Below are 12,481 nucleotides of genomic sequence, written 5' to 3'. Positions count from 1 at the left end.
TTGAACTGCGCCAGCAGGATGATGAACATCAGGAACAGCGCGCCCGCGAAGGCCTTGCCGAGGAAGGCGGTCGATTCCGACTGGTCAGCGAAGTCGCCCGCCCATTCGTAGTCGATCCCCGGCGGCAGGTTTCCGGCGTCGAGCCATTCGGTGATGCGCTCGATCCGCTCGGTCGAGGTCACGGGCGTCTTGCTGAAATCCTCGGGGTTGGAGGCCGCGTCGATGATGCGGTCGGCCTCGGTCACCGGGAGCGTGCGCGTGTCGCCCGCAGGATCGGTCAGAACCACGAGGCCCGGGTCCACCGCCGCCTTCACATCGAAATAGCGCGCCTGGTCGATCCGGTCGATCTGGGCCAGGGTCGGCACCGCCTTGCGCTCCACGAAGTTCGACAGGGGCACAAGGCCCTGCGCCGTGCGCACCTTGAGCGTGTCGAGCGTGGACAGGACGCGGTCTTCCTCGGGGAAGCGCACGCGGATTTCGATTTCCTCGTCATTGCCCTCGACGCGCATCGTGTCGAGCATCAGGCCGGTGGTCACGAGCTGCACCATGCCGCCCACGGTGGCCACGTCGGCGCCGTAGCGCCCGGCTTCCTCCACGTCGATGTCGAGCTGCCAGTCGATACCGGGCAGGGGGCGCGTGTCCTCGATCTGGGCGAGGCCGGGAAGCGAGTGGAAATAGTCGTTGGCCGTGTCGGTCGCGGCGAGCAGCGTGTCCCAGTTGTCGCCCTTCAGGCGCAGGTTCACAGGCTTGGTCGAGGCGGGGCCACCGGCGATGGCCGCCACTTCTGTCGGGATGGCGGGAAGTTTGGCGAGCTCTTCCTTCAGCCGTTCGACCACCACCTTGCCGTCGTAATCCGCGTCCCGGATCGTGCGGGTGTAGGGAATGAGCCCCAGAAGCTTGTCGTCGACCGTGTAGGAGGGGCGATCCTCGAAAGTTGCGATCTCGATCTGAACCTGTCCGATGGTATCGCGGGGTCCGGCGGCGCCGCCCGTGTTCTGGTTCAGCCCGCCTTCACCGGCGAAGGCGAACGCATTCTTCACGCCGGGGATGGCCAGTACGACCTCCTCGACCCGCTGCACCATCTCGTCCTTTTCCTCGATCGAGAGGTTGCCGCGCCCGCGCACATACACGATGGCCTGCTCAGGCGCGGTATCGGCGAAGAAGTCCACGCCGTTGTTGTTGCGCCCGTAATCCATGCCGATCCCGGCGACCAGCGCGATCACGAGTCCGATGGTGACCAGCGGCATGACAGGGTTGCCAACGATGGCGTTGATGACCACGCCGAAGCCCGTGCGGCGATAGGTGCCGGTCGGCTTTTTCGGTTTGCGCTGCGGCTTGGCCGCGTCGAGCAGCACGGTCGTAAGCAGGGCGGACAGAATGAACATCACGCCACCGGGGATCATCGCGGCGGCCCCGTCGAGCGGGTTGTTGCCTGCGCCGAACAGATAGTCCGGGTTGGCGATCTGCATGGCCGAGACGAAAAGCAGGCCGAAGGCCGGCAACACCAGCAGCGCGCGCACGATCCAGGGCAGGGGGCGCAGCCCGTGCGAGGCACGCTCCAGCGAGCGCGACAGACGGCCCGCGACGCCGCCCATGACCGGCAGGTAAATCAGCGCGACCAGCAAAGAGGCGGTCAGAACGTAGATCAGCGTGCGCGGCAGCATCCCCATGAACTCGCCCGGGATACCGGGCCAGAACAGCATCGGAAGAAAGGCGCAAAGCGTCGTGGCGGTGGACGAGATGATCGGCCAGAACATCCGCTTGGCCGCTTCCGTATAGGCCGACATCGGCCCCACGCCTTCGGAAATGCGCTTGTCGGCATATTCGACGACCACGATGGCCCCATCGACCAGCATCCCGACGGCAAGGATCAGGCCGAACATGACGATGTTGTTGATCGCGACGCCGAGCACCGCGAACAGCGCGAAGGTGAGCAGGAACGATGTAGGGATCGCGAAGCCCACAAGCAGGGCCGAGCGCATACCCAGTGACGCCAGCACCACGATCATGACGAGCGCGATGGCGGTGATGACCGAGCCTTCGAGTTGGCGAACCATCGAATCGATGACATGGCTCTGGTCGTTGGAGAACCGCACCTGAACCGCGTTTTGCAGGTCTTCGGGCCATTCGGCCTGCGTGTCGCGCACCAGTTCCTTCACCGTCGCGACGGTATCGACGAGGTTGAAGCCCTTGCGCTTGACCACTTGAAGGGCGACCGTGCTCTCCCCGTTGAACCGCGCGGTGCCCGCCCGGTCCTCGAACGCCAGCCGGATTTCGGCGAGGTCGCCCAGCGTCACCACCCGGTCACCGTTCACCTTGACCGGCAGGCCATAGATGTCCTGCACGTCGTTGAACGAGGACGGGATCTTGATCGACGTCGCGCCGGAGTCCGTGGTGATCTGGCCCGCCGCGATCAGCTGGTTGTTGTTGGTCACGACCTGAATCAGCTCGCCCGCCGTCACGTTGTAGGCTTCGAGCTTCAGGGGGTCGATCAGGACCTCCATCATCTCGTCCCGCGCGCCGGTGAGCTGGGCTTCGAGCACGGGCTCGATCCCTTCCACCGTGTCCTGCATTTCGCGGGCGAGGCGGATCAGCGTGCGTTCCGGCACCGAGCCGGTGAAGTTGACGACGACGATGGGGAATTCCGAGAAGTTGATCTCGTTGACCGAATACTTGTCGGCCCCGTCGGGGAACTTGGCCTCGGCGGAATTCATCGCGTCGCGCACATCGGCGATGACCTTGGTGCGGTCCCATCCGAATTCGAATTCGAGCGCGAGGCCCGCGTAATTCTCCGCCGCCGTGCCGGTCATGGTCTTGAGCCCGTCGATATCGGCGAGCTCCTGTTCCATTGGCCTGACCAGCAGGTTTTCACTGTCCTCGGCGGAAATGCCGGGGAAGGGGACCGAGACGAACAGCGCCGGAATCTCGATATCCGGCTCGCCCTCTTTCGGCAGGCCGACATAGGCGGCGATCCCGGCGGTGAGCGACAGCGCGATGAACGCGATCACCATCCGTGCGCGGGTCGCAGCCCAGTCGACGACGCCGTTCATGTGCCCGACTCCTGATAGGTGGGATCGACCGGAACACCATCGGTGACGTAATCCTGCCCGACCACGATCACGGCGGCTTCGTCCGGCAGACCCGCGACCCAGACCCCGTCGGTCGAGTCGCGCACGAGCTCGACAGCGGCGAAGCGGGCGACGTTGTCCTCGTCCACCACGCGGACGCCAAGGTCGCCGTCATTGTTCAGGGTGAGCGCCGATTGCGGCAGCAGATGCGCCGTGCGCCCCGCGGATGAAATGAGGATTTCGGCCGTCTGCCCGTCGCGGATGGCGAGGTCCGGGTTGGCCACCTGCGCCTCGACGCGGAAGGTCCGGGTCACCGGGTCGGCGGCGCGACCGATGAAGGTCACCTGTCCCAGCACCTGATCGCCCGTGGCAAGCCGCGCGCCGACCTGAGCGCCCATCGACACGCGGTTCACGTCAGCCTCGGCCACATAGCCGACGAGCTTCAGCGGATCGAGTTGTACGATGGTGGCGCAAAGCGCACCGGGCTGAAGCAACGCGCCGATCTCGGCGGTGTCGTCTTCCAGAAGCCCGGCGAAGGGCGCGCGGATCTCAAGGTCGCCAAGCGCGGCCTCGGCCTGCTCCACGGCGGCCTGCGCGCTCTCGAAGGCAGAGCGGGCGGACAACACCCGGTTTTCCGCGGCGAAACCACCCTCGGAGAGGCGTTCGGCGGCGTTCAGGTTCTGGCGCGCCTCGGCCAACTGCGCCTCGGCCTGCTTCAGCGCGACCTCGCGCGTGCCGGGGGCCAGTTCACAAAGCAGTTCGCCCTCCGCGACCGCATCGCCCTTCGACACCGGCGCGTTCACGACGCGGCCCGAGGCTTCGGACATAAGTTCGACCTGCCGCGTCGCCTCGGTCTCGCCCCGCACGACGACGGCGCTGTCGATCTCCTGCGCGGTGGAACGCATCGCGACGACCGAGACGATCTGATCGCCCGCGTCGTCTGCGGTGGTCTCCGCCGTGTTGGATTCGGTCGCGGTGGCCGGTTCACCGCCCACGAAATCGCGCACCATGTCACGTTGGAAGACCAGCATGAATAGCACAGCGACCGTCAGCAGTGCCGTAATGATCGGAATTGGTCGCATGTTGTCTCGCTGTCCCGGGTCGTACAATACGGTTCAGATAGAACCCTCGGCCTTGCGCAACAAGGCTTCCGTTGCATCCTATGCGCATTACAAAGCCGATTGGATCACTTTTGCCGCGCCCCTTGGCAAAGGTCGCGGCTTTCCGGTAAAGAAGTGGGCAAAAGCGACGTGAGAAATGGCTGGGGGCCGGGCGATTGAGCAATCCCGATAGTTTTATCGACGAAGTGACCGAAGAGGTCCGGCGCGACCGACTGTACGGCTTTTTCCGCAAGTGGGGCTGGGTCGGTGTGCTGCTCGTCGTCGTGATCGTCGGCGGCGCTGCGGTGAACGAGTATCTCAAGGCCCGCGACGCGCGTCAGGCGCAGGAGACGGGCGATGCCCTTCTCACGGCTATGGACACGGAGGGGGCCGAAGCGCGGCTTTCTGCGCTGGACGCCGTGCCGGCCGAAGGCGACGCCGCTGCCGTGATCGACCTGATCCGCGCGGCCGAGGCCGAAGATGCGGTGACCGCAGACGGTATTCTTGCGAGTATCGAGAGTGACGCGGCCCTGCCGACGCTCTACCGCGATCTCGCCACGATGAAACGCGTGCTCCTGCCGGATTCGCCCATGAGTGCAGCCGACAAGGCGGCAGCGCTGGAGCCGCTGACGACACCGGGCGGGCCGTTCCGGGTGCTGGCCGAAGAACAGCTTGCGCTGGCCGATGTGGCCGCGGGCGACAGCGAAGCCGCCCTTGCGCGGCTGCAAAGCTTGATGGACGATGCCGAGGCGGGGGACGCAGTGCGCGACCGGGCCTCGCAACTGATCGTGGCGCTTGGCGGCACGGTTGAGTGAATGAGCGCGGGGGCGGAAAAACCGACCCGCTTGAGAACGGGCAGAGCTTGGGGGACACGGGCGTGACACGCAATGGATGGATCGGGCTTCTGCTCATGGGCGCCGTGGCGACCGTGAGCGCCTGCGACAAACGGGAAGTCATTTTTCAAGGCGAGCGCGAGAATATCTTCGCGCCGGACCCGGCCATCGCCGGGGATGCCGCCGCGGCCCGGTTCGCGGAAGAGCAGGCGGCCCAGAACGTCAACGTCAGCCGGGCCGTGTCCCTGCCGGGGCAAAGCTCGCTCGGTTCCTGGACGCAGGTGGCCTCCAACGCCCAGAACAATGCGCCGCATGTGGCCTTCTCGCCCGCCCCGCAGGTTCTGTTCAACGTGGGCTTCGGTCAGGGCAGCACCCGCAAGCTCAAAGTCACCGCCGAGCCGGTCGTCGCGGGCGGTCAGGTCTTCGTCATGGATTCGCGCCAGACCGTCGTCGCCCTCACCACCGGAGGCGAGACGCTGTGGTCCGCCGACCTCACCCCGCCGGGTGAACGGGCCGGGCAGGCGTCCGGCGGCGGGCTCGCCTTCGCGGGCGGCACGGTGCTCGCCACGACGGGCTACGGCGAACTGATCGCGCTCGACGCGGGCTCCGGTGCCGTGCGCTGGCGTCAGGACCTTGGCGGACCCGGCTCCGGCCCGCCCACCGTGTCCGGCAACACCGTCTACGCCATGTCCACGAACAACCTGGGCCACGCCGTGACCCTGTCCAACGGCCGTTTGCAATGGACGCTGCCCGGCACGCCGCAAACCCCCGGCGTTCTCGGCGCGGCGGCCCCGGCGGTCAACGGCGGCACGGTCATCATGCCGTTCTCGCTCACCTCGCTCGTCGGCGTGAACGCACAGGCCGGTGAGCCGGAATGGGTCGTCCCGATCAAGGGCGGTCGGCGCGGCAAGGCCTATGCCCAGATCAACGAGATTGCGGGCGCGCCGGTCGTCTCCGGCTCCACGATCTACGCAGGCACCGCAGCCGGGGCGAGTGTCGCGGTCTCGACCAACGGCCAGATGCGCTGGACCGCGCGCGAAGGCGCCGTGGGACCGATGGTCGTCGCGGGTGGATCGCTCTTCATGGTGGGTGACAACCTCGAACTCGTCCGGCTCGACGCCTCGACGGGCGAGCGGATCTGGGGCGTGCCCCTTCCGGGATACACCAAGGACAACCCGCGCCGGTTCAAGGCGATCTTCCCGAGCTACGGGCCCACGCTGGCCGGTGGCCGTCTCTGGGTCGCTTCGGGCGACAAGATGCTGCGGGCCTTCGATCCGACCAACGGCGCACTCGTCGGCGCGGTGGAACTGCCCGCCGGGGCCGCCTCGCGCCCCGTGATCGTGGGCGGCATCGCCTATATCGTCAGCGAGAAGGGCTCGCTCATGGCCTTGCGCTAAGGCGCGCAGAGGACTATGCGGGCGCCTTCACGTCCGGAGATCTGACATGACCTTCACCCTCGCCATCGTGGGGCGGCCCAATGTGGGCAAGTCGACGCTGTTCAACCGGCTCGTCGGCCGTCGCCTCGCGCTCGTCGACAACCAGCCCGGCGTCACGCGCGACCTGCGCGAAGGCGATGCGCGCCTCGGCCCGCTCCGTTTCACGGTGATCGACACGGCAGGGCTGGAGGACGCGACGGACGACTCGCTCGAAGGCCGGATGCGCCGCCTGACCGAGCGCGCGGTCGAGATGGCCGATGCCTGTCTCTTCCTGATCGACGCCCGCGCCGGTGTGCTCCCGACGGACGAGATCTTTGCCGACATTCTGCGCAAGAAGAACGCCCACGTCATCCTCGCCGCCAACAAGGCCGAAGGGTCCGCGGGCGAGGCGGGGATGATCGAAGCCTGGGGTCTGGGTCTCGGCGAACCCATCCCGCTCTCCGCCGAGCATGGCGAAGGTCTGGGCGAACTGGCCGCTGCCCTGACGCCGATTGCCGAAGAGATGGCCCTGCGCCCGAGTGCCGAGCCGGAGACCGAGGTGGATGTCGAGGATGGTCAACCCCGCGTCCCGACCCGCGAAAAGCCGCTTCAGGTCGCCGTGATCGGGCGGCCGAACTCCGGCAAATCCACCCTCATCAACAAGCTCATTGGTGAGGAGCGTTTGCTCACCGGCCCCGAGGCCGGGATCACCCGCGACTCCATCTCGCTCGGCTTCGACTGGGAGGGCACGCCCACGCGCATCTTCGACACGGCGGGGATGAGGAAGCGCGCGAAAGTGCAGGAAAAGCTTGAGAAATTGTCCGTCGCCGATGGCCTGCGCGCAGTGAAATTCGCCGAAGTCGTCGTCGTCCTGCTCGACGCCGCCATCCCGTTCGAGCAGCAAGACCTGCGCATCGCCGACCTTGCCGAGCGCGAAGGGCGCGCGGTCGTGGTCGCGGTGAACAAGTGGGATGTCGAGACGGAAAAACAGCAAAAGCTCAAGCACTTGCGCGACAGTTTCGAACGGTTGCTTCCGCAGTTGCGCGGCGCCCCCCTTGTCACCATTTCGGCCAAGACCGGGCGGGGGCTGGACCGGCTCCACGCGGCCGTGATGAAAGCGCACGAGATCTGGAACCGCCGCATCTCGACCGCCAAGCTCAACGACTGGCTGGCCGAAATGATCTCGCAGCACCCGCCGCCCGCGCCGGCCGGTCGCCGGATCAAGCTGCGCTACATGACCCAGGTGAAGACGCGTCCGCCGGGGTTCGTGGTGATGTGTTCCAATCCCGAGAAACTGCCGGAAAGCTATTCGCGCTATATCGTCAACGGGTTGCGGGACGACTTTGACATGCCCGGCACGCCGATCCGGCTGCACATGCGCAGTCAGGCGGACAAAAACCCGTACAAGAACAAGACGAAGTCCACCCCCTCGCGGCTGCGCAAGCACCTCGGAAAAGGCCGCGCGGACGACTAGAGGCGCGTCGCCCCCTCGTCGCAACAGGCGAAGACGGGGCGATAGCCCGCGTGAAGCGGTCTCAGTTCAGGTATTGCATAGGGTCGACGCTGGACGTGCCCTGACGTACCTGGAAGTGCAGCGCGGGGTTGTCGGCCGCCCGGACCTGCGCGATGGACTGGCCCCGGCTCACGCTGTCGCCCTTGGACACGGCGATATTGTCGATCCCCGCATAGACGGTCAGCAGGTTGTTCTCGTGGCGCAGCACGAGGATCGGCACCTGTTCCGTATCGCGGGTGATCGCCGCCACCGTGCCGGCCTGTGCCGCGCGCACCGTGGCGCCGGCACCGGCGGCGATGTCGATCCCGTCCGACTTGCCCTTCACATAGGCCCCGACGATCCGCCCCTCGGCGGGCATCGCCATCGCCGCTGACGTGGTGCGGCTTGAGGAGAGGTTGGGGGAGGAAGGCGTGTCCGCCGGTCCCTCGGCCGCCGTGCGGCCCGAAGTCGCCGGGAGCGGGGCCGCTGAGGAGGGCGGAAGCGGCGTGGGCGTGCCCACACCGGGCGCCGTGTTTGTGTTGGTCTGCGCCGTCTGCGCCGATTTCGGCGGAATCAGCAGGTATTGCCCCTGACGCACCGACAGGGCGCTGTCGAGGCTGTTCCATTCCGCCAGCGACCGCACCGACACGCCATACAGCCGTGCCACGGAATAGGCGGTCTCGCCCGCCACGACCTGATGCCGGATCGGCTCGGCCCCGCCGGAATTGGCACTCGGCGCGGTCGCGGCACCCTGCGGGTTCGGCCCCACGCGGTCGAGCGCGTTGCCCGCCAGCGTGGTCACGTCCACGTCGCTCGTCCCGCTGACCTTGCGCGGCAGCGCCACGATCTCGCCCCCGCGCAGCGTGGCGCCGGCGTTCAGCCCGTTGTAGCGGCTGAGTTCGGCTTCCGAGATCCCCACCCGCGCGGCCAGCGTCGTCAGCGTATCGCCGTCACGCGCCACCGCCACCTGATAGGTGGGGTAGGAGATGATGCCCCGCGCATCGGGCTGCGGCCGCGCCGCCGTGCGCGCGTCCCGCGCGGCATCGGCGGTGGAGAAGCCGTTGCCAAGCCCCCGCAGGTCGAAATCGAGGTCGAGCCCACGGCCCGACGAACTGGCACAGGCCCCGAGCGCCACAAGGCTCGTCCCAAGCACCAGCATCCGCGTCACACGCGAAACAGAACCCATTGCAATATCCATACTGCCGCCCTCTTGTCCGGACCCGTGTCTCCGGGTCTTCTGCCCTGGCCGCTTTAGTCTTGCCCCAGACCTTCCACAAGCGGCACGAAACGCACCGGAAGGATTTCTTCGTAGTCGAACCCGTCCGTGCCCCGTGTCACCTTGATGAGGCTCTGAACGTGATCCGACTGTCCCACCGGCAACACCATGATACCGCCAACGGCCAGTTGAGCCAATAGGGGCCCGGGCGGGTCCTCGGCTGCGGCGGTCACGATGATGCGGTCGAAGGGCGCCTGTTCGGGCAGGCCAAAGCTCCCGTCGCCCGTGATCGCGGTAATCGTATGCAGGCCCAGCTCGTCGAACACCCCCCGCGCGTCGCGCACCAGCCCCCGGTGACGGTCGACGGTATAGACCCGGCGCGCGAGCTTGGCGAGGATTGCGGCCTGATAGCCGGAGCCGGTCCCGACCTCGAGCACCTTGTCGCGCGACTGCACGTCCAATGCCTGCGTCATCAGCCCGACGATGGAGGGCTGGCTGATCGTCTGACCGCTCGCGATGGGGAGCGGCATGTCCTCATAGGCCCGTTCGGCGAAGACCCCGCGCACGAACAGCCCCCGGTCGATGGCCTCCATCGCGTTCAAAACACGGGTATTCGTGACCCCCTTGGAGCGCAGGTGAAACAGGAACTGCATCTTGCGCGCGGCGATGGGGTCGTTCGGGTCGCTCATGCCAGCGCGCGCTCCAGCGCATCGAGCGCGTCATGGGCGGTCAGGTCGGCACGCATCGGCGTGACCGAGATATAGCCGTCGAGGTTCACCGCCGCGTCCGTGCCCGGCGCCGTGGGGCGGTGCTGTGGCCCGCCCTTGATCCAGATGAACCGGCGGCCCGATGGCGACAGCGTCGGCTCGGTGCCGAAGAACGTATCCTCCCGCCAGCCCTGCGCGGCGGCCCGCATCCCCTTGACCTCGGCGGCGGGAACGGGCGGAAAATTGACGTTGTAGAACAGCCGGTAGTCGGCGGTTTCCTGCCAAGGTGCACGCTCAACGATGGCGCGCACCGTGTCAGCCCCGTGGGCGGCGGCGGCCTCGAACATGTCGTCCAGCTCGATGTTGCGCGGGCCGAGGAACTGGGACAGCGCGATCGCGGGCAGGCCCTGAAGCGCGCCCTCCATCGCCCCCCCGATCGTGCCGGAGTAGAGCGCGTTTTCGGCGGCGTTGTTGCCCCGGTTCACGCCCGACAGGATCAGGTCGGGCGGCTCCGGCAGAATGTCTCCGATCCCGGCGAGCACGCAGTCGGCGGGGCTGCCTTCGGCGGCGAACCGGCGCGGGCCAAGCTCGGCCACCATCATCGGATGGGCGTAGGAGATGCAGTGACCGACGCCCGACTGTTCAAAGGCGGGCGCCACGACCCAGACCTCGCCGTCCGGCCCTGCCACATTGGCCGCAATGGCCTCCAGCACCTTCAGCCCCGGCGCGTTGATGCCATCGTCGTTGGTGATGAGAATGCGCATTTCGCCCCCGGTTAACCTGTGTCTTTCAATAGGTCAGGCGGGGCGCACCCACAAGGCGGCGCGCGGTGTCGTTACCCGCCGAGGAGTTCCGGCAACAGCCGTTTCGCCTCATCCGCGGGCTTGGCAAGCGCATCACGGTCTTCTCCGGGATGGAACCGCGCGCGCATGGCGCTGGCCAGCGGTTTGGGCGTCAGGATGCGCACCTTGGGGCCAAGTGCTGCGGTCTCGGCCTGCCAGCTGCGCGCCAGCGCCATTTGCCCGGCCTTGGTCGCGCCGTAAGCCCCGAAGAACTTCTCGCCCGCGTGGTCGTCATGGAAAAACGCCGCCGTCCCGGCCTCGCCCAGCAGGGGGGCCACGAAGGCGATCAGCCGCGCCGTGGCGTCGAGGTTCACGGCGATGGACTTCTCCCAGTCCTTTCCCGCCAGCGCGACGTGGTTGGCGGGCATGAGCTGCTGGGCTTCCACCGCGGTATGCGCCCAGACATCGACCTTGCCCCAGCGGTCGTGTATCGCGCGGCACAGCTGCGCCATCGCGTCGGAATTGGTGACGTCCATCGGGGCCAGCGTCGCCTCGCCGCCGGCCGCCTTGATCTTGTCGTCCAGTTCCTCCAGCGCGCCGGTGGTGCGCGCCACGGCGACGATGTGATGCGTCGGGGCCAGTTCCACCGCGAGCGCCGCGCCAAGGCCACGGGACGCGCCGGTGATAAGGGCGATCTTGTCGGACATATCTCACTCCGATTGGGGTCGGGGGCGGTATCCCATCCATAGCGGGGCCTGTCCAGAGGGCGCGTCGGCCTCAGAGCGGGACGAAGACGAAGGTGGTTGTCGGGCCTTCGTGGCTTGGCATCTCGATGACCAGAACGTCGTGCGTGTCATTCAGTGCATAGGGATATGGGCCGGGTATGAAACCGAATGGCGGGCCTGCGGTCACGGTGGTCGCGATCTGCGCCCCCACGCAGGTCATCGTCGGTTTTTCCGCCGCTTCCCGGTCGGTGGACATGACCAGCCGCAGGTTCACGCCGAGGATGGTGCCGATGCCATCGGTGACATCGAGGTCGATGTCACCATCCTCGGTCACCATGTCCGCTTCGGTGGGGGCGAAGGTGTCGAGGTCGACGTCATAGGCGACCGAGAGCCCGCCCGGCACACGTCCGGCAAACGTCGCTTCACCGGGGCATCCGCCAGGAACGGTCATGTCGGGCGGCGGGACGATCTCATGCGCTACGCCGTTCAGTTCGAGCGTCACGCTGCCCTGCGTGGCACCGTCGGGCAGCCGGGCCGGGGCGTAATCCATCGCGAAGCGTCCGTCGCTCCCGATGGTCAGCTGCGCCTCCACCACCGGCACCACGATGGACTGGCCCGCGTCGCTTATCGCCACACGGACAAGTCGCCATGTGCCGGGCAGGGCGTTGTCGATGGGCGTCGTGGCCGCCGTTTGCACGATCTGCGACCCCCACGGCGTCGGGGTCAGGGAAATGTCCATTTCGTCCGACAGGGCGGGGGTGGCGGCGCAGAGGGCGGTGAAAAAAAGCGGGCGCAAAAGCGGGATCGTGAAATACATGCCCGATGGTGCCACGCGCCCGGTGATCCCGTCCAGTCTCAGCCCACCGGGATCGGCGGGATGAAGATCGAGTTTCCGTCGGCCCGCGTGACGACGACACCCGCCTCGGAAATCTCGTAGATCAGCCCGATCTGGCTCCGCTCGCCTACTTTTACGCGCATGATGTCGCCCCGCGCCATGCGAAAGAGCGCGGACATGTCGTCGGGCTTGCCCGCGATGCCGATCAGCTGCACCTGGTCGAGCCGGATCTCGTCGGTCTTCGTCGCGTTCAGCGCCACGAAATTACTGTTCCCGCCCCCGGCGGAGGACGCGTTGGGTTCTGCCAT

General features: G+C 67.1%; 11 protein-coding genes. 3 read left to right on the top strand and 8 right to left on the bottom strand.

Annotation, left to right across the window (positions count from 1 at the left end; all coding sequences use genetic code 11):
* Together B2585_RS06495 and B2585_RS06490 are read right to left on the bottom strand one after the other, a co-directional pair.
* Positions 1-3,050 (bottom strand): efflux RND transporter permease subunit (locus B2585_RS06495; protein WP_292021210.1); only part of this gene is annotated, 3,050 nt, incomplete at its 3' end.
* The gene (locus tag B2585_RS06490; RefSeq protein ID WP_292021208.1) at positions 3,047-4,150 is read right to left on the bottom strand and encodes an efflux RND transporter periplasmic adaptor subunit; all 1,104 of its coding nucleotides are present in this window, start codon (positions 4,148-4,150) and stop codon (positions 3,047-3,049) included. The genes B2585_RS06495 and B2585_RS06490, both read right to left, overlap by 4 nt.
* A gap of 194 nt (positions 4,151-4,344) precedes the next feature.
* Here B2585_RS06490 and B2585_RS06485 point away from each other — a divergent pair, with 194 nt between their 5' ends.
* The 3 genes from B2585_RS06485 to der all read left to right on the top strand — a co-directional run bounded on the left by B2585_RS06485 (position 4,345) and on the right by der (position 7,890).
* Positions 4,345-4,983 (top strand): hypothetical protein, encoded by a 639-nt coding sequence (locus B2585_RS06485; RefSeq protein WP_292021206.1) that lies wholly within the window; start codon positions 4,345-4,347, stop codon positions 4,981-4,983.
* A 62-nt stretch (positions 4,984-5,045) separates the two neighbouring features.
* Positions 5,046-6,398 (top strand): PQQ-like beta-propeller repeat protein, encoded by a 1,353-nt coding sequence (locus B2585_RS06480; protein WP_292021204.1) that lies wholly within the window; start codon positions 5,046-5,048, stop codon positions 6,396-6,398.
* 46 nt (positions 6,399-6,444) lie between these two features.
* Positions 6,445-7,890 carry a ribosome biogenesis GTPase Der gene (der, locus tag B2585_RS06475; RefSeq protein ID WP_292021202.1) on the top strand — a complete coding sequence of 482 codons (1,446 nt, stop codon included), beginning with the start codon at positions 6,445-6,447 and terminating at the stop codon, positions 7,888-7,890.
* A gap of 61 nt (positions 7,891-7,951) precedes the next feature.
* Here der and B2585_RS06470 read toward each other — a convergent pair whose 3' ends face one another.
* From B2585_RS06470 to B2585_RS06445, 6 genes are all read right to left on the bottom strand, one after another.
* Positions 7,952-9,106, bottom strand: a complete 1,155-nt coding sequence (locus B2585_RS06470; RefSeq protein ID WP_292021200.1) for a peptidoglycan DD-metalloendopeptidase family protein — start codon at positions 9,104-9,106, stop codon at positions 7,952-7,954.
* A 53-nt stretch (positions 9,107-9,159) separates the two neighbouring features.
* Entirely contained in the window at positions 9,160-9,813 is a 654-nt protein-coding gene (locus B2585_RS06465; protein ID WP_292021199.1) for a protein-L-isoaspartate(D-aspartate) O-methyltransferase, read from the bottom strand.
* A complete protein-coding gene (gene surE / locus B2585_RS06460; protein ID WP_292021196.1) occupies positions 9,810-10,595 on the bottom strand; it encodes a 5'/3'-nucleotidase SurE in 786 nt (261 codons plus the stop codon). Before surE ends, B2585_RS06465 begins: the two co-directional genes overlap by 4 nt.
* A gap of 71 nt (positions 10,596-10,666) precedes the next feature.
* Entirely contained in the window at positions 10,667-11,320 is a 654-nt protein-coding gene (locus tag B2585_RS06455; RefSeq protein WP_292021194.1) for an SDR family NAD(P)-dependent oxidoreductase, read from the bottom strand.
* A gap of 70 nt (positions 11,321-11,390) precedes the next feature.
* On the bottom strand, positions 11,391-12,155 hold the full coding sequence (locus B2585_RS06450; protein ID WP_292021192.1) for a hypothetical protein: 765 nt from the start codon (positions 12,153-12,155) through the stop codon (positions 11,391-11,393).
* Positions 12,156-12,193: 38 nt separating this feature from the next.
* The gene (locus tag B2585_RS06445) at positions 12,194-12,481 is read right to left on the bottom strand and encodes a hypothetical protein (protein WP_292021191.1); all 288 of its coding nucleotides are present in this window, start codon (positions 12,479-12,481) and stop codon (positions 12,194-12,196) included.

Origin of the sequence: Maritimibacter sp. UBA3975 (genome assembly GCF_002384975.1) — a bacterium.
Lineage (GTDB): Bacteria > Pseudomonadota > Alphaproteobacteria > Rhodobacterales > Rhodobacteraceae > Maritimibacter.
The sequence above is the reverse complement of the archived record's forward strand: the minus strand, read 5'-3'. Positions and strand labels throughout refer to the sequence as shown.